At 64.1% G+C, this 16,831-nt stretch carries 15 protein-coding genes; 6 read left to right on the forward strand and 9 right to left on the reverse strand.

What is annotated here, in order from left to right:
- Nucleotides 1–2 precede the first annotated feature (2 nt).
- Nucleotides 3–500 carry a DUF4274 domain-containing protein gene (locus tag ACSYG9_RS23225; protein ID WP_454840087.1) on the reverse strand — a complete coding sequence of 166 codons (498 nt, stop codon included), beginning with the start codon at nucleotides 498–500 and terminating at the stop codon, nucleotides 3–5.
- Between the two features lie 896 nt (nucleotides 501–1,396).
- Here ACSYG9_RS23225 and ACSYG9_RS23230 point away from each other — a divergent pair.
- Nucleotides 1,397–2,971 carry a protein kinase domain-containing protein gene (locus ACSYG9_RS23230; RefSeq protein ID WP_454840089.1) on the forward strand — a complete coding sequence of 525 codons (1,575 nt, stop codon included), beginning with the start codon at nucleotides 1,397–1,399 and terminating at the stop codon, nucleotides 2,969–2,971.
- 63 nt (nucleotides 2,972–3,034) lie between these two features.
- On the opposite strand, the gene ACSYG9_RS23235 is transcribed toward ACSYG9_RS23230, so the two are convergent.
- Nucleotides 3,035–4,624 (reverse strand): acyl-CoA synthetase, encoded by a 1,590-nt coding sequence (locus ACSYG9_RS23235; protein ID WP_454840090.1) that lies wholly within the window; start codon nucleotides 4,622–4,624, stop codon nucleotides 3,035–3,037.
- Nucleotides 4,625–4,764: 140 nt separating this feature from the next.
- Here ACSYG9_RS23235 and ACSYG9_RS23240 point away from each other — a divergent pair, with 140 nt between their 5' ends.
- Complete coding sequence (locus ACSYG9_RS23240) at nucleotides 4,765–6,354, forward strand: ABC transporter substrate-binding protein (protein ID WP_454840092.1); 1,590 nt, start codon at nucleotides 4,765–4,767, stop codon at nucleotides 6,352–6,354.
- 100 nt (nucleotides 6,355–6,454) lie between these two features.
- On the opposite strand, the gene ACSYG9_RS23245 is transcribed toward ACSYG9_RS23240, so the two are convergent.
- The 3 genes from ACSYG9_RS23245 to ACSYG9_RS23255 all read right to left on the reverse strand — a co-directional run bounded on the left by ACSYG9_RS23245 (nucleotide 6,455) and on the right by ACSYG9_RS23255 (nucleotide 8,994).
- Entirely contained in the window at nucleotides 6,455–7,201 is a 747-nt protein-coding gene (locus ACSYG9_RS23245; protein ID WP_454840093.1) for a hypothetical protein, read from the reverse strand.
- Between the two features lie 450 nt (nucleotides 7,202–7,651).
- Entirely contained in the window at nucleotides 7,652–8,143 is a 492-nt protein-coding gene (locus tag ACSYG9_RS23250; RefSeq protein WP_454840095.1) for a hypothetical protein, read from the reverse strand.
- A 311-nt stretch (nucleotides 8,144–8,454) separates the two neighbouring features.
- A complete protein-coding gene (locus ACSYG9_RS23255; protein WP_454840097.1) occupies nucleotides 8,455–8,994 on the reverse strand; it encodes a hypothetical protein in 540 nt (179 codons plus the stop codon).
- Nucleotides 8,995–9,169: 175 nt separating this feature from the next.
- On the opposite strand from ACSYG9_RS23255, the gene ACSYG9_RS23260 reads away from it, so the two are divergent.
- Nucleotides 9,170–9,403 (forward strand): hypothetical protein, encoded by a 234-nt coding sequence (locus tag ACSYG9_RS23260; protein WP_454840098.1) that lies wholly within the window; start codon nucleotides 9,170–9,172, stop codon nucleotides 9,401–9,403.
- A 121-nt stretch (nucleotides 9,404–9,524) separates the two neighbouring features.
- Here ACSYG9_RS23260 and ACSYG9_RS23265 read toward each other — a convergent pair.
- The 3 genes from ACSYG9_RS23265 to ACSYG9_RS23275 form a co-directional block, all read right to left on the reverse strand.
- Nucleotides 9,525–10,690 (reverse strand): IS3 family transposase gene (locus ACSYG9_RS23265; RefSeq protein WP_112320133.1). Its coding sequence is split into 2 segments (ribosomal slippage): nucleotides 9,525–10,415 and nucleotides 10,418–10,690, totalling 1,164 coding nucleotides; the frame shifts between segments, so codons are not numbered across the junction.
- 159 nt (nucleotides 10,691–10,849) lie between these two features.
- Nucleotides 10,850–11,119 (reverse strand): GNAT family N-acetyltransferase, encoded by a 270-nt coding sequence (locus ACSYG9_RS23270; protein ID WP_454840100.1) that lies wholly within the window; start codon nucleotides 11,117–11,119, stop codon nucleotides 10,850–10,852.
- Nucleotides 11,120–11,542: 423 nt separating this feature from the next.
- Entirely contained in the window at nucleotides 11,543–12,496 is a 954-nt protein-coding gene (locus ACSYG9_RS23275; RefSeq protein ID WP_454840101.1) for a LysR substrate-binding domain-containing protein, read from the reverse strand.
- 149 nt (nucleotides 12,497–12,645) lie between these two features.
- Between ACSYG9_RS23275 and ACSYG9_RS23280 the strand changes: the two genes are divergently transcribed.
- The 3 genes from ACSYG9_RS23280 (at nucleotide 12,646) to ACSYG9_RS23290 (ending at nucleotide 15,261) form a co-directional block, all read left to right on the forward strand.
- Nucleotides 12,646–13,884 carry a Glu/Leu/Phe/Val dehydrogenase dimerization domain-containing protein gene (locus tag ACSYG9_RS23280; RefSeq protein WP_454840103.1) on the forward strand — a complete coding sequence of 413 codons (1,239 nt, stop codon included), beginning with the start codon at nucleotides 12,646–12,648 and terminating at the stop codon, nucleotides 13,882–13,884.
- A 100-nt stretch (nucleotides 13,885–13,984) separates the two neighbouring features.
- On the forward strand, nucleotides 13,985–14,695 hold the full coding sequence (locus ACSYG9_RS23285) for a cold-shock protein (RefSeq protein ID WP_454840104.1): 711 nt from the start codon (nucleotides 13,985–13,987) through the stop codon (nucleotides 14,693–14,695).
- Nucleotides 14,696–14,919: 224 nt separating this feature from the next.
- On the forward strand, nucleotides 14,920–15,261 hold the full coding sequence (locus ACSYG9_RS23290; protein WP_454840106.1) for a hypothetical protein: 342 nt from the start codon (nucleotides 14,920–14,922) through the stop codon (nucleotides 15,259–15,261).
- A gap of 127 nt (nucleotides 15,262–15,388) precedes the next feature.
- Here ACSYG9_RS23290 and ACSYG9_RS23295 read toward each other — a convergent pair whose 3' ends face one another.
- Nucleotides 15,389–16,621 carry a DUF222 domain-containing protein gene (locus ACSYG9_RS23295; RefSeq protein WP_454840108.1) on the reverse strand — a complete coding sequence of 411 codons (1,233 nt, stop codon included), beginning with the start codon at nucleotides 16,619–16,621 and terminating at the stop codon, nucleotides 15,389–15,391.
- Nucleotides 16,622–16,831: the final 210 nt, after the last annotated feature.

Raw genomic sequence — 16,831 nt, forward strand, 5'->3', positions numbered from 1 at the left:
AGTCAGGCGACGGCGACAGCCGGATGGAGGAACGCATCGTCGTAATCGCGCTGGGCGAGTGTCGTCTTCCCGGCCCGAAGCTTGCGTTGGCGCTCCGTGAGGGTGGGATCATCGGTGCCGAAAAAGCCGGTGTCGAACGAATTGCGGCCGAGGGGGAACCGGCCGTGACGCAGCCCCTCGGTCAGGATTCGGCAGTATTCCTCGACGCGCGCTGCCTCCTCCGCGTCGTACGGTGCGTATGAGGCGCCGAAATTGGTGGTGCCGCCGCCGAGGTACTCCCTTGCAGCATCGTCGAGGTCCCAGAACAGGCGCAGCGCCAGTGCCCGATCACACCGCGGGTGACGGATGACGGCGAGCGGTACCTCGAAGCCTTCGTCCCAGTTGTAGTGGCTCATGAGCTCCCACAGTCGGAACTCGTCGGCAAGCGATGCGACCCGATCGGCGAGGCTTCCGTGGTCGTCGGGGTCGTGGTTCAGAACCAGTTCGACGGCGGGGTGCATGACACCGTCCTTCAGGTGAGTCTCCAGGGCCCGCACCGGGCCGGAGAATGGTCGAGTCGATTCGCGAGACTACCGAACCGAGAAAGAGGACGCCCTGCGGGCGGCAGTGCTCGACCGTACGGAGACCCTGCGGGTCCCTGAGCTTGCCTTCGGCCCCTTCCCCACAGCTGCCCGGTCGCCATGCCCCGATAGACCATCTCGGCCAGCACTTCTGGCCCCACGTCGGAGGTGACGTGCGGCTTGTGCTGGACCCGGTCGTTCGTGTCGACCCTCACGAGCGGGTGCTCCACCGCCAGCTGTGGAGACGAAGGTACTGGCGCCCAGTCGGTTTCACGCACGGGAATGGCACCCCTGCGCGCAGCGTCGAACGCGCTGACGTCGGACCTGAAGGAGATGAGCGACGAATACTCCGACATGCCGCGGCTACCGGACCGGCCCGCGCACACGTCGCAGCACAAACACCGCCAGCCTCTCGACCTTGTCGGTCGAGAGGCTGGCGAGAATCAGGACGTCAGCGAAGACCCCGGCGGGGTGAGACGAAGAGGATCGGCATCGAAGACCGAGCCATGAGAAGCGCCCCCTGGGGGCGTGTGGATAGACTCCACCCTACGGTGCATGACAGCTCTTTTCTGTCGTGTGCCCAGACCCCGGTCGGTGTTGGTAGCACCCTCCGGGGTCGACCTGTTTTCAGGTTGGTGCGGGAATCGTCCCATGTGGCGGGGGAGGCGTCAACTCGAATGCATGTTCGTGTCGCGATCGCCGAGTGCAGGGTGGAGTGCCGTCGGAGCCGAACGCGCGGCCGATCAGCGTGACCGCGCGGCATCGCTTTTCGACACTCCGGTTAATCTTCTCAGCGAACGCGCACAGCCTGTGTTGGATGACCGAGGGAGATGACGATGGTTGCACTGACCCCCGGCACGGTCTTCGCTGGATACAAGATCGAACGACTGCTGGGTGCCGGCGGTATGGGATCGGTGTATCTGGCAGACCATCCACGGCTGCCCAGGAAGATCGCGCTGAAACTCCTGCACAGGTCGCTGACCCAGGACCAGCATGCGAGTGCCCTGTTCGAACGCGAAGCCGACCACGCGGCGCGACTCGATCACCCGAACATCGTTTCCGTCCTCGATCGTGGACGCGAGGGTGATCAGCTGTGGATCGCGATGCAGTACGTCGCCGGTATGAACGCATCCGAGGCCATGGCACAGCGACGACTCGAACCCGAGCAGGCCGTTCATGTCATCGGTGAAATCGCGAAGGCTCTCGACTACGCGCACGACAACGGTGTTTTGCACCGCGACGTGAAGCCGGCGAACATGCTGCTCGAAGAAGCGGGCCCGGGACGATCGGGGCGCGTGCTGCTGACGGACTTCGGCATTGCCAAAGCCCTCGTCGAGACGGCATTCCACACCAAGACGGGAATGATGCTCGCGAGCCTGCACTACGCGGCTCCCGAGCAGTTCGAGGGAGCGACGCTCGACGGTCGTGCAGACATCTATTCATTGGGGTGCAGTCTTTTCCATCTGTTGACCGGCGAGCCGCCGTATCCGGGCGATTCCTTGCCGCAGTTGATGCACGCGCATCTGGGTGGCCGGATACCGGCACCGAGTTGGATCGTTCCGAGCCTGCCCGTCGAACTCGATCGGGTGGTGGCGCGGGCGATGGCCAAGAACCGCGAAGACCGCTATCCCACGTGTGTGGCGTTTGCCGACGCAGCGGCGGAGGCAATCGCATCGTCTGTGCGGCGCACCGATCCGACCAAGGTGTTCGATTCCGCAGCCTCGTACTCGGAGCAGTTCGGGAGTCCGTATCAGTCCACCCAGACGCCCCAGCCGGTGACCGCGCAGGTAGTTGCGAAGGAGCCGGTGCACACTCCCGAGCCTGTGCTCGTGCAGGAACCGCCGGTTGCTCCCGCGGCTCCTCCGGAGACCCCCGTGGCGCCTCCGGTTGCGGGCGGTGGCGCGGTCGAGGCGCAGCCGACGACCCGGAAAACCGGGTGGGGTAAGAAAATGCTGGCAGTCGCGGTGATCGTTCTGCTCGCCCTCGTCGTTATCATCCTCGGAATGAACAAGTTCGCGTCGTCGGACTCCGATTCACCCGCGTCGGTGATCCCCTCCACGGTGATGATGGGCGCGGACGGCGCCGAGTACACGGTGTCGGGAAGTCTTCTGGAGAAGTACTACACTGCCGATGCCTCCCAGAAAGCCGACCTCGGGCAGCCGTTGGGTGCCGAGAAGACCAATCCCGACGGCAAGTATCAATGGTTCGTCGGTGGCGTGATCATTCAGAAGACAGGCAATCCCGCATACATCGTGTGGGGCGAAATACGGAACAAGTGGAACGAACTCGGCGGCAGCCAGGGCGCTTTGGGCTACCCCACCAGCGATGAGATCGATGTCGACGGTGTGAAGGTCAGCACGTTCGAGAACGGCTCGGTCATGTTCGACCAGGGTGTCGTCACCGTCCGATGATCGCGCCAGCACGGCGGAATCGGTATGCAGCGGCAGGCAACCGAGGTTGCGCGCGGGCGCGCGTCAGTCCTGCACGAGCCGAGTGCGGGCAGTCGTGTTGTCTTTCCAATACTCCTCACGAATATGACGCTTGTAGAGCTTGCCGTTCGGATCGCGGGGCAACTCGTGCACGAAGTCGATGCTGCGCGGGCATTTGTAGGAAGCGAGCTCGCGGTGACAGTACGACAGGAGCTCGTCCGCGAGGGCGTCGGTGGCGGCATCGGGCTCGACCAACTGCACGACCGCCTTCACCGCTTCGCCCATCTCGTCGTCGGGAATTCCGATGACGGCCACATCGAGCACCGCGGGGTGCCCGATCAGAATGTTCTCGGTCTCCTGCGGGTAGATGTTCACCCCGCCTGAAATGATCATCAGGGCTTGTCGGTCGGTGAGGTAGAGATAGCCTTCGTCGTCGACATATCCCATGTCGCCGAGGGTGCGCCATCCGTTCGGGTGGGTCACTCCCGCGGTCTTGTCGGGGTCGTTGTGGTATTCGAAGGGGCGCCCGCCGTCGAAGTACACGACACCGACCTCGCCGACCGGAAGTTCCTCGCCGTCCTCACCGACGATATGGCAGATTTGCATCGGCCTGCCGACCGATCCGGGGTGCGTGAGCCACTCCTGCGACGAGATCTGGGTGGCTCCGACATCCTCGGTTCCGGAATAGTATTCGTGAATGATCGGCCCCATCCACTCGATCATCCGATATTTCACCGAGACCGGGCACGGGGCAGCGCCGTGGGTGACTTCCTGAAGCGACGACAGATCGTATGCCGCCCGGTCCTCGTCGGACAGCTTGAGCATCCGCACGAACATTGTCGGCACGAACTGTGCGTAGGTGACGCGGTGTTGATCGATGAGCTCGAGACACCGGACCGGATCGAACCGTTCCATCACGACGACCGCGGCACCGAGTCGTTGCGCAGACATGCAGAAGACCAGGGGAGAGCCGTGGTACAGCGGGGCGGGCGACAGGTACACGCTGCCGGCGGTGATTCCTCGCGCGGCGATGCCCTGGGCGACCTGGGAGGTCGGCGAGGCAGGGTCGCCGAAGGGAGTGGCCGGAAGTGGTTTGCGAACACCTTTGGGACGCCCGGTGGTACCCGACGAGTACAGCATCTCGCGGCCTTCGACGCTGTCGTCGAGCGACAGCGGATCGTTGCTGTCGAGGATCGACGCGTAGTCGTAGAAACCGGGCAGTGCGCCGTCGGTGCACACGCGGACGCCGATGCTCGCCAGATCGATACCGTCGATGACGTCGGACATCGATACGGTCGCGATCAGGGCGGCCGAGCCGGAATCATCGAGGATGTACTGAACCTCGGCCGGTCGCAGGTGTCGATTGATCGCCGTGTAATACAACCCGGAACGCTGAGCAGCCCAAGCGACTTCGAGGAACGCGCGCGAGTTCTCCATGAGGATGGCGATGTGGTCGCCGATGGTGAGTCCCTGAGCGCGGAGATATGTGGCGAACCGCGCCGACCGGTCGTCGAGCTCCCGGTAGGTGACCACATCTCCGTCGCCCATGATGATGGCGGGCGCGTCCGGGGTGCGCAGGGCGTGGGCGGTAGGAGTCAGTGCGATCTCCGTCGGTTCGGCCGCGGCTGCTGTCATCAGTGCCTCCCAGGTTCGGCATGCGCATGAGAATATGATTCTGTTTTGTGAGAGTATCGTTTCTAACCGGTCCGGGCCACCCCGGTTTCAGCACTGAGCCGAACCGGCGCTCGTGCAGTCGCTCCAGTGGAGGAGTCCAGATGTCGAACTTCATCCGTCGCAGACCGGAGAGCCGCAGCACGATGTTGGTGCCGGTGCTCGTCGCGGTTATGGCCCTGGTGTTGGGAGCATGCGGGGGCGGGGGAACAACGGGCAACGCCGAAACCGATGCGGATGTCGGCGACCCGATCCAGGGTGGGACGGTCACCGTCGTGCAGGGCGGTGAGCCGCGTTCGCTCGATCCGGCCACTCTCGTCAACGCGTGGGTCTCGAACAGTCTCATCGGCAATGCCCTGTACGGAACGCTACTGGTCAACGATCCCGAGACACTCGAAATCACGCCGGTGCTCGCCGAGTCGTTCGACACCGCCGACGGTGGCGCAACCTTCGAACTGGCACTGCGCGACGGCCTACGTTTCACCGACGGAACCGCCTACGATGCCGAAGCCGTCCGCTACAACTGGGAGCGGATGCGCGACGAAGCTTCCGGGTCACCATCTTTGATCCAGGCCTCGCAGATCGCCGCCCTCGAGGTGACCGACTCCCTCACGCTGCGGGTGACCTTGCAGTCACCCAACCCGCACTACGCCCAGTCCGTGGTGTGGAGCGGTCTGAACTGGATTGCCTCCCCGGCGGCGCTCGAGGCCGGACGGCAGGCATTCGACGACGATCCCGTCGGGGCCGGCCCGTTCACCATGGCAGAGTGGCGGCGACAGGACCGGATCATGCTGGAGCGCAACGTCGAATTCGAGCCTGCGCCCTACCTGGACGGCATCGAACTGGTCCACAACGGCGACACGAACCAACGCATCAACGCCGTGGTCTCCGGCCAAGCCGGTCTTGCCATCGAGGGGAGCTGGGCGTCGCTCGGACGCGCCGAGGACGCCGGCCTCCGCACCCTCGTCGAACCCACCGGTGGCGGGCAGTTTCTGGCGCTGAACACGCGTCGTGCGCCGTTCGACGACGAACGCGCTCGAAGGGCACTCGCGCTCGCCATCGACATCGACGCCCTGAACGAGGTGGTCTTCGCGGGGCGTGCGGAACTACCACGGGCCCTGTTCGACGAGTCCTCACCGTTCTACGCGGATATCGAGATCCCCGCGCACGACCCGGAAGCGGCCCAACAGTTGTTCGATGAGCTCGCCGCAGAGGGCAAGCCCGTGTCGTTCACCTTCCTGGCCTACACCTCGGTCGAGAACAAGGCCATCGCCGAGGCGGTGCAAGCGCAGCTCAGCGCGTTCGACGGCGTCGACGTCCGGGTGGAGGTCCTGGATTTCACCTCCGCTCTGCCACGGCTGAACACTTACGATTTCGATGTGGCGATCACGTCGGCGACGGTCCTCGACCCCGACACCGCGCTATGGGCAAATTTCCACGGCGACTCTCCCGGGAACTTCACAGGTATCAATGACTCTGAGCTCAACGCTGCCATCGACGAAGGCCGGACAGCCGACCACCTGGACGACCGCAGTGCGGCCTATGCGACCGCACAGCAGCGGATCGTCGATCTGAATCCCGCAGTCTGGTATATCCGCACCGCGCCTGCCGCCGTTGTCGGTGAGGGAGTGCACGGTGTGCAGATGTACGGGATGGGCTCGATCCGACCGGAGTTGCTGTGGACAACGGGATAGTTCGCGGTGTCTCCGTGGCGGATTACGGATTGTCGAGAAGACGGAGGAGTGACGGCGACAATGCAGGCCCTGACGCGACACGCCACTGGATCCGGTGCTGTCACCGCTGCTCATCCGACGGTGCAGAGTCCCGTGAGCACACGAGCATCTCATTGCCACCGATCTGGAATTCGTACTCGACGCTGCGGATCTCGGTGGTCATGCCATCGTCGGCGAGCCGCTCTCGCAAGACCTCGAGATTCGGGTATCTGTTCGATCCCATGCCGACGAGCGGGAAGATCCGCACCTCGGTCGCGGCAACGCGCATGAGCTCGCACATGGCGCGGTGGTGGAACGACAGATCGAGCCGGTCTGCGTAGCTGAACAGAAAATGGGAGCTGAGCACGAGATCGAAACGTTCGTCGGTGAACGGCAGTCGAGGTAGAGCACCGGCGACGTAACGCTCGGGGTGCGCGCGGTGATGGTCCGCGAACCGATGTCCGGAGGCACTACGGGAGGACGAGTGATGCTCCGGATCGGTGAAGAAAGTCCACATGTACTCGTCCGAATGGGTGCGGCAGTAGCGGTTGCCACGTTCGGTTTCCCGCTGCCCGAGAGCAGTGAGCTCATCCGCTGTGTACTGCCCATACACTGGATCGCACGCCGTGACGTCTCCACCGGCAGCACACACCTCGGCGGTGAAACTGGCGGTGCCACCGGGACAATCGAGGATTTGACGACGCAGATCGGCCGGGGAGAGAGCGAACATCGCGCTGTACTCCGTCATCGAGCGGGAGGTCACCAAGATGTCGCCGATGACGTTCGGTGGGGCAGTGGTACCGGTGGTTGATCGAGGGTCGCTAGGCATAGAAGGCACTCCATAGGATTGGGAGTCTGCCTGCGCGGACATCCGGCGAGATCAACAGGGTCGAGCCGCCAGCGCAGGCGACTCGGGACACGCGCAAGCGTCACGGCCGCTGTAGCGGCCGCCACCAGTTACGCGCAGCGGACAACACCCCGACACAGTAGCGGACTCATCGGCCCGTGAGGAACCCTTGGGACTGAGGCCTAGATGTAGTTCCTGCCCGTGATGAGTTGAGCTAGGGGCCCGGCCATCGTTGTTCGGCGGCGGTCCGGGTCGGGAGCTTCTACCAACGCAGCGAGCCGTCGAGCGAGGCCGTGTTGCCGGACACTTCTGAAAACCTCGTAGGTCTACGCGCGCGTCGCTGCTGACACTCTCGTGTGGGCGCTCCTCACCTCTCCATCTGCGCCCTCACCGACCCGGCCGGTGCCAGGATGCAGTGAGGTAGGCGGATAGTCACACCTGGATGGCCCCCACTGTGAGCAGGAGCCCCGCCTCCACACTCTCGTTGTAGCTGATTCTCAGCTGATGACCGTTCGGCGCGGTCGCTATGTACACCTGCTCACTGCGTTCGAGGTTCGGTCTACGTATCTGTTCACGAGGTGGGCCGTCGTCGATACTGACTGTCGATCGGTGAATCTCCTCGCTGACGCCGGACCGCTCCAGCAAAGCCTCTCGCGCGACAGGTGATGGGGTACGCACCGTGATGGTCCCGGAGGAGTCCGGGAAGCTCGAATGCCATGCGCAGGAAACGACATCGTCGTCGTCGGACAGCTCCAGCCCCAGCTCGGAGGCGAGGGACAGAGCGGAGTCACACGGATCGCGGTGAAACATGTCGGGAACAGCAAATATGCCCGCGATGAGCAGAACAACCGCTAGTGCCCCACCACCGAGCCACCACCGCACATTGCGGGTCCGCAGGCCTCGGGTATTCGACCGATCGCTCACCTTCCACATCGTACGGAGGCAGGTATTCCGGACGAACTGCTCACTTTTTGACCGGACCCGACACAAGGCGCGCAACGTTTCACCCTTGACCGTTTTGTTGGTCGAGTCCGTGCGTCTTGACGCGCGGGATACCGGGGCACCACATCGATGTGTGGACACCCGAACAGTTCGCACGAGTCATCGACCGATCGTATGGGGCCAGGTCTCGTACCTGCCCTCAGGCACGGAGTGTGCACCACGTCGAGCACACCTTCGGCGACGCCGAGACCGAAGGACTGTGTGTGCTGTTCTCGGGACAGGCTCGCCGAGTATCACTCGGTCGTGGGGTTTCTCGGCGAAGCGAAGTGTCCCGCAGCCCGCACGGCCACGAACAGACCTATCAAAGCCAGATCGGCTGCCCTCCTACCGCGAAAGTCGAGTCTGTTCGAACACACCCGTTCAAGCTCACTCTGCGGAACCGGATCAGACTGCACCACGGGCTCGTGCGATCCGGCGATCGTAACTGTCAGTTCGTTGGCCGGCACCGGACTGATGACGGATCCGCAGACGACGCTGCGCGGTCCGACGCTGTCGACCGGCACCGAGAAACTCGTAAAGAGCGCCCAACCGATCATGGCTAGAGCCAGGATGGCCAGCACTGTGCAGATCGAGCCGAACAAGATCGCATATCGACTGCGCTGACGCCGTTTCCACCAGAAACAGGTGAGCGCCGACCCCGCAACGAGATACACCAGCCATGCCCACCAGTCGAGGAGCCCGAGCATGTAGGCGAACAAGAATGTGATCATCCAGAACGCGGCGGTCAGCCACGTGGTACGTGATTTCGTGCGTTGCCGGTTCCTGAGCGCCACCGAGCCATTCTCTCTGACTTGTCGGCAGCCGGCGGAAATTCGTTGCCTGTCATTGCCCTTCCTACCCGCATCTGCTCGATCACTGAAGGTTCCCCGCCTCGGAGGGGGACGGTCACATACTCGACCGGACCGGGTCCGGGGCGACAAGCCATACTCCTCTCGCGACAATCGGAAGTTGCTGCGCCGCCGCGGGATCGACGCGGTGATCTCCGAGCCGCCCGACCAGGTAGGGCATCGTCGCAGACGCGGCTCGCGTGGTGGCCGCCCACCGGCGTTCGACCCGGTCAACTACCGCGGCGGCAACGTGGTCGAACGCCGGTTCTGCTACCTCAAACGGTGTCGTGGTCTGGCGACTCGGTTCGACAAGCTCGCGACCGTCTACTTTGCAGCGGTGTCCTGCACGCAGTGATTGCTCGGAGCCGGCGACCGCTAGATCGAACGCAGGTCTTTGAAGTACCGCGCAACAGGCCAGCGCACAAAACCGATTGACTCGTAGACGGGACTGCTGCACGATCCGGTGACAGATTCGGTCACGCAGCCTGTGTGGCTGGTGTGGTCATGATGGTCTCGAACTCGACAGGCGTCAATCTGCCGAGCCGGAGCTGACGTCGCCGGCGGTGATAGGTCCGCTCGATCCAAGTCACGATCGCGATGCGCAACTGCTCGCGTGTGGCCCATCTCTGCCGGTCGAGGACGTTCTTCTGGAGCAGCGCAAAGAACGATTCCATCGCGGCATTGTCGCCGGCCGCACCCACCCGACCCATCGATCCGACCAGGTCGTGGCGGGCGAGGGCGCGGACAAATTTCCGGCTGCGAAATTGCGATCCACGGTCGGAATGAACCACACATCCGGCAACCGAGTCCCGCCGTGCCACTGCCGATTCGAGGGCCGTGACAGCCAGACGGGATTTCATCCGATCGCTGATCGAGTAGCCGACGATCCGGTTCGAGTACACGTCCTTGACCGCACACAGGTAGAGCTTGCCTTCCTCGGTTCTGTGTTCGGTGATATCGGTGAGCCACAAAGTGTTTGGAGCATCCGCGGTGAAGACGCGGCCGACGAGATCATCGTGCACCGGCGGCCCGGAGCGGCCCTTCTTCGAGCCACGTTTCTTGCCGAACACACTCCACCACCTGTTGGTCGAACAGATCCGCCACGCCGTGCGGTCCGACATCGACTCGCCCGCATCGCGGGCTTCGTCGGCGAGGAACCGGTAGCCGAACTCCGGGTCCTCGCGGTGGGCGTCGAACAGGGCGTTCGCCCGGTACGCCTCCTCGAGTTCGGCGTCGGTGACCGGGTCGGCGAGCCACCGGTAGTACGGCTGGCGCGCGATCCCCAGAACCCGGCACGTCACCGCGACGGGAATCCCGCCGGCGGCCAGCTCGCGGACGAGCGGGTACATCATTTTCCCGGAAGATTCGCCTGTGATAGATACGCCGCGGCCCGCCGCAGCACTTCGTTCTCCTGCTCAAGCAACCGGATCCGCTTTCTCAGCTCGCGGTTCTCTCTGGACTCCTCGTTCGTCGTCCCTGGCTTGGTGCCGTCCTCGACGTCGGCATTCCTGAGCCAGTTGGTCAGGCAGGATTCGCTGATGCCGAAGTCGGCGGCGATCTGCCGCAGGTGCTGACCTGGTTCGCGGTTGCGGGCCACGCGGACGACGTCGTCGCGGAACTCTTTCGGATAGGGCTTGGGCACGGGGTCCATCCTTCCAGCAGTGCCTCACGGCACCACAGTTCAGATGTCACCTATCCGTGCAGCAGTCCCGACCGACTGAGCTGATACGTGGCCGCGGTCACCGCCAGTCTCGACCATTGCCATTTCCATCCCGGCCTCACGTATTCGCGCGAACGAGTGCTATAGGAGAGCAATGCTGACACCTCGCCGTTGGTAGTCGGGATCGACAGCCAGGACATAGACCTCGCCTATGCAGTCCTCGGGCTGCAGGCGGGTGCATATCCATCCCATCGGGCGTTCAAGATCGAGCGCTACATCGATATTCTGCGGTTCCGTGGCAATGACCTCGGCGAGATCGTTGTACTGCCGTTCTTCCAGCCGTTTGGGTGGAACGATTCGTAAACGAAGCTCGGGACTTCGTTCAGAAGGATGGGGAATACCGGACTCCACGCCTGGATGGACAGGTCGAGGAGTGCGGTTCGGTACTTCGGTTCATAGGCAACGATTTGCGTCATGCGACATCCCTTGTCGTCACAGAGTGGAAGAACTACTTTCGACGACGCACTATCCGTGCCCTACACAGCGCATCGGCATTGCGCATCGGCCTCACCACGACGATGCTGCCGCTCGGCGCTGTTGACGACGACCGCCCTTCCCGTCGTGCTTCCGCCGAGCCGGGATTCGATTCGCCCGCCGTCGCAATGCCAATTCGTGTTGGAGACGCTCGGCCGACAACTTTCCCGGCCCGTGAATGCGGGTGCCGTCGGCCTGTTCGACTACTGTCGCCATCCGCCTGCCCTTCTTTTTCCTGCGTCAGTGAACAGGAAAGTATGGCGCACTCGGTGCCGTCGGGGCGCGTGAATTTCTGCGGTATCAGTCGCGGGGGAAACTCTGGGCCGTCGGCTCCGGAGACGATGGTCGCACGGCGAGTCCTTGCGCGGTCGCCGCGTCGCGCACCGCGTCTATCACCAATTGCAGCGGTTGCCGATGGAGATCCGAGCCTCGATACGCTATGGAAATCGTCCGCATCAGAGGTTCGGTGAGTGCGACGACCTCGATTCCCGGAGGACGCAGAGTCAGACCCAGATCGGAGACGAGGGTGACACCCAGGCCTGCCGCGACCATCGCCAGCGCGGTCGCCTGCTCGCCGACCTCATGGTTGATCCGAGGCTCGAATCCGTAACGTTGACAGGCCAGGCGCACTGCGCGCCCGAAATGCGACCGGGGTCCGGCAAGGATCCAGGGGTGCTCCGCGAGATCTGTCAACGTCATGGTCCTGGCCGAGACCGTGCCCTGAGGTAACGCGGCGTGCAGTCGCTCCACCGCGATGACCACCCTCGTCAGTTCCGGATCCCACGGCATCGGATAGTCCGAGTAGTCGATGACGAACGAGAAGTCCAGCGTGCCGTCCAGCACCGCGCCCGCCGTCTCCTCCGGTGCGAGTTCTTTCGTCCGCACCTCGATACCGGGATAGTCGGCGGCCAGCAGCATCAGCGCATTCGGGATCAGGCTCGACGCGACAGAGGCCCAGACACCCCCCGTCAATCGAGCATTGACTCCATCCTGTGCCCGCTCGAGGGCGGTGGTGGCGCGCTCCACCGACCGCATGATCTCCTCGGCATGCTCGGCAAGGATCAGGCCCGCTTCGGTAAGCTGCACCCGCCGGCCGCGTCGCTCGAAAAGCTTTGCCCCGACCTCGCGTTCGAGCAGAGTGAGCTGCTGTGACACGGCGGATGTGGTGTAATGCAAGGCCTGCGCCGCAGCCGTCACCGTGCCTCGGCGATGCAACTCCCGAAGCATCCGCAACCGTCGCAGAGACAGCTCCATGTCGTCAGGGTAGGCGCTGTGTAGTAACCGTGAACGCAATCCTTCAGGTTTCGTAACTGGACGCCGGATCATCAGCGAAGGCACCCTGACGTTATCGGCCGAACATCTGCGGTGCCGACAACTTTCTGAGGATGAGTGGGGTGACTCGGGTGACCACAACAATGGAACGCGGATTCGGGGCAGGCCCGGACGACCGAGAAGCTCGCAACCGTGAGCCACTGTTGCGCATGACCTGGACCGACCCCGTCACCGGAGCTCACGGCTACCTCGTCGTGCACACGTCGGTCTCCGGCATGTCGACCGGGGGTACGCGCATGCGGGCGGGCTGCACGATGTCGGAGGTCGAGGATCTGGCCAGAGGCATGGCAGCGAAAACCGCTGTGTTCGACCTACCGGTCGGCGGTGCGAAAGGTGGCATCGATTTCGACCCGAAGGATCCTCGCGCTGTCGGGGTTCTCGAACGGTTCTGCCAGGCGATGCGGCCGTGGCTCGATACCCACTGGGTGACCGCTGAGGATCTCGGGGTGCCGCAGCACCTCCTCGACGAAGTCTTCGGGAGGCTCGGCCTGCAGCAGTCCTATCACGCGGCGATCGGTCGTTCGGCGGACCCGGAGCGGACGCTGCATCGGGTTCACGGCGCGTTGAATGCCCCGGTCCCCGGGGGTTTTCTGCTCGGTGATGTGGTCGGCGGTTACGGGGTCGCGCAGGCCTGCATCGGCACGATGCACGCCCAGGGCTGGGTTCCGTCCGAGACCACGGTGGCGATCCAGGGTGTCGGCACCATGGGCGGCGGCGCCGCTTGGTACCTGCATGAAGCCGGCGTACGCGTGATAGCTGTCGCTGATGCCCTCGGCACGTTGTACTGCGCTGACGGAGTGGACGTTCCGGCGTTGCTCGATCTGCGAGACGGATACGGCGAAATCGACAGGTCCCGCGTCCCGTCGAATGTGCAGCAATGGCCGGTCGAGGCTGTGATCGGTGTTGCGGCAGATATTTTCGTGCCTGCCGCTATCTCTTACGCGATCACCACCGACAACGTCGACCAGGTTGCGGCGAAGGTCGTGATCGAAGCAGCCAACGCCGCGACCACACCGGAAGCCGAGGCGGTCCTCACCGGCCGGGGTATTCCCGTCGTACCGGACTTCGTCGCCAATTCCGGTGCCGTCGCGTGGGCGTGGTGGGTGCTGCTCGGTCACGTCGGTGTGGACCCCGAAGACTCGTTCCTGCGTTTGCGGACCGAGATGCTGGCCAAGGTCGCGATCCTGCTCGAGCGGTGGGTCCTCTACGGAGCGGCGCCGCGTCAGACCGCGTGGGAACTGGTTGCGGCGCACCACAGTGCGTCGGTGCCTGCTGATCCCCTCGCGGTGCAGGTGCTCACCATCCCGTGAATGGTGCGTGTGTTTTCGGCTGGAAGGTTGTGCCGGTCACCTGACACACTGTGGACGGCGATCCGCGGAAGATCCGAGGACCGGATTCCGAGGAGACGTGGTGCGCAGGACAGTTCTGGTTGTGGCCGCCTCGACGGTCTTGGCAGCGTCGGCCGCAGCGGGCGCACAGGCAGGGTGCAGCGCATCCGGCTCCGAGACGGCTGCAGTCGTCGCCGGCCGTGAGGAGCGAGGTGGGGAAGCGGTGTCGAGTCGAGGCGTGGTCCGCAGCTGGGATGTCGAGCACATGCAGGGCGTGATCGACAGCGACGACGTACCCGGTGGATGCCACGTCAGCTTCGGAGCCGTCGCGGTGGACGGGTTCCCTGCCCTGGCACAGGGTCAGCAGGTGGAGTTCGAGTGGACTCGCCTCGACACGGCGGACAAGGGCTTCGCATACGAATGTGTGCGAGCGTGGCCGGTCGGACGACAGCCATTCATCAGACCGACCCCTTTCGGGGCGCGAGCGTGGTCGCTCCACTCCGACGGCAGCATCGAGGAGCTGGTTCCCGACCCCTCGGAGCCGGTTCCGTCCGTAGCTCGGATCACCGGCCACACCACCGGCACGGTCCGGATGTGGAACGACGAGGAAGGCTGGGGAGTCATCGATTCCGAGCAGACCCCTGGTGGTTGCTGGGCGCACTTCAGCAACATCGTCAGCGACGGCTTTCGCAGTGTGCAGGTCGGAGCGACCGTCATGCTGGATTGGGAGCAGGTCACCGATCAGGACGGTTACCGGTATCGCGCGACTCGGGTAGAGCAGCAGCCGAGCTGAAGCTGGGCACTATCGCGGAGTGCACCACGTCTGGTCGACGCCCGCGGCCGGGTCGTGGCGCAGCGGTACTGGATATCGGAACGGGCTCCGATAACGGGCACTCCCGGCTTTTTGTCCTCGACGAGGAGGGACATCTGCGCCTCGGCCCGCCCCTGTCTCCGCTGCCCGGCTCCTTCTTCGTCGGGGATGATCCTCCGAGATTGGTCGATCCGCGAGGTCGGTAGGTGACGATCCGCCATGACTTGACCGTCGGTGACGTCGAAGCTGCTGCAGTAAGAGGACATTCGGGCGGCACCGCTGGTCCATGGGTGTGGGTCGTGCATCATGCGAGCGATGATCCGAACATCGAGCCGAATCCTCTCAGCGATTGGTACTGCCTGCTGTCGATACTCGATCCGGTCAGTTTCGCCCTGCAGTGCCGCCTGGCGGTTCGTTCGCCGTACCCGGAGGTGTCCTATGACGGCGGCGGGCTGATCTGGATCGTCGCCGGAGAGGTATGGGTCGTGGATCCGCGCTCGCCGGGACCGGTGCAACACCTCCCTTCCGACCGGCTCGCCGGAAAGTAGATCTTCCTGTCGCTCCTCTGGTGGGTTCCCGCGCAGGGTATCTCGTCGGCCCCGCGTCCTGGCACGTACCGTCACCAGGGCACACGGGTGCCCTGGTGACGGTGGCTGTGTTCTGTTTACGTGGAGCTCAAGCGACCAGATCCGGTCTGTTCCCCGGTATCGGTGTGCGGAACAGATCCACACTCGCCGGCGGAATGAACTGCGGCCGGCGTTCTTCGGTGAGTTCGACGTCCCAGCCGGTGTGATGCATCAACCGGTGGTGATGCCCGCACAACAGCACCAGATTATCCAGATCGGTGCTACCACCATCGACCCAATGATCGATGTGATGGGCGTCGGCCCATGCCGGGGGTGTGGTGCACCCCGGAAACGCGCATCCGCCGTCGCGGACCGCGAGGGCGCGTCGCTGCGCGGTGGTGGCGGAGCGGTGCGTGCGTCCGTGTGCGAGGGGTACTCCGTGGTCGTCGAGCAGGATGCGGGTGACCTGGCAGTCGCAGGCGAGCATCCGGGCGGTGTCGAGGGAGAGTGGTCCGGCCCAGGGTTCGGTGGCGTAGCCGTGTTCGGGGCTGCGGGTGAACAGTTCTTTCACCGCAGTGTTGGTGGTGAGGTCTTTGATCGAGGCGGTGATCGACAGGTGGGGTTTCACGCTGCCTTCGACGGGAACGACTCCGGTGGTTTCGATGAGACGCAGCAAGTGTGCGAAGGCGTCGGCGTGGCGTTTCGAGGCGGGCCGGTCGTCTGTGATGCCGTTCGTCTCGGGTCGGGGTGCTCCCAGGGGTGAGAGCAGGTGCCGCAGGCGGGCGCCGGTGACCGCGTCGAGGTCGGCTTTGATCACGATGCGTCCGCGGAGGGTGGTGGAGACGAACAGTGCGTTGCGGTCGGTGTCTTCGCCCGGTGGTGGGCCGTCGCCGGTGCCGAAGAGGTGTTCGAGTCGGTGGATCAGTGCCCGCACGGTGGCTTTGGTGGCGATGTTCTGGCTGGCGTGGTCGAGCAGGATGGTGCGGGCTTTGGTGAAGTCGCAGGGGTTCATGGTTGTGGGGTAGTGCTGGCAGAAGTAGGCGATCTGCCGGGCTTTCTCGGCGTCCAGCAAGCCTGCCGAGTAGGCGGCGCGGACTTCGGGTTCGAGTCGCAGGAGTTGCGCGAGTGACGCGATGCGCTGGCATTCGCCGATTTCGAGGTGTGTGGCTGCGGCGAGCCAGTGGGCGGGGCTGCGGTAGCCGTGTTCTTTCACGGTGTCGCGTTCGACCATCGCGATGATCAGGTCCACCCGCTGCACTTGCAGGGCATGGATGTCGGCGGAGATGGCGAGCGTCTCGGCCATCAGTTGTGTGTCGTTGAGTTTCCAGAGGTCCCCACCCATGGAAACACTGTATCGAACTGATATTCGAGTTGCAAGGAAATTAGAACAAAGCTTCGATCCCTGTGAGATGCCTCCCTTGTGGTTGCGGGGCAAGTCGGGACCTCCGGCAGGCTCGGGTTCGAGGCAGGCAGACTGCAAGAGTTCGCCGGGGACATTCCCCGACGGGTCACGCGAGCAACCAGGGGGTGACACGGCGAAAGTCTGAGCGCG

The organism is Rhodococcus sp. SJ-2 (genome assembly GCF_053750035.1).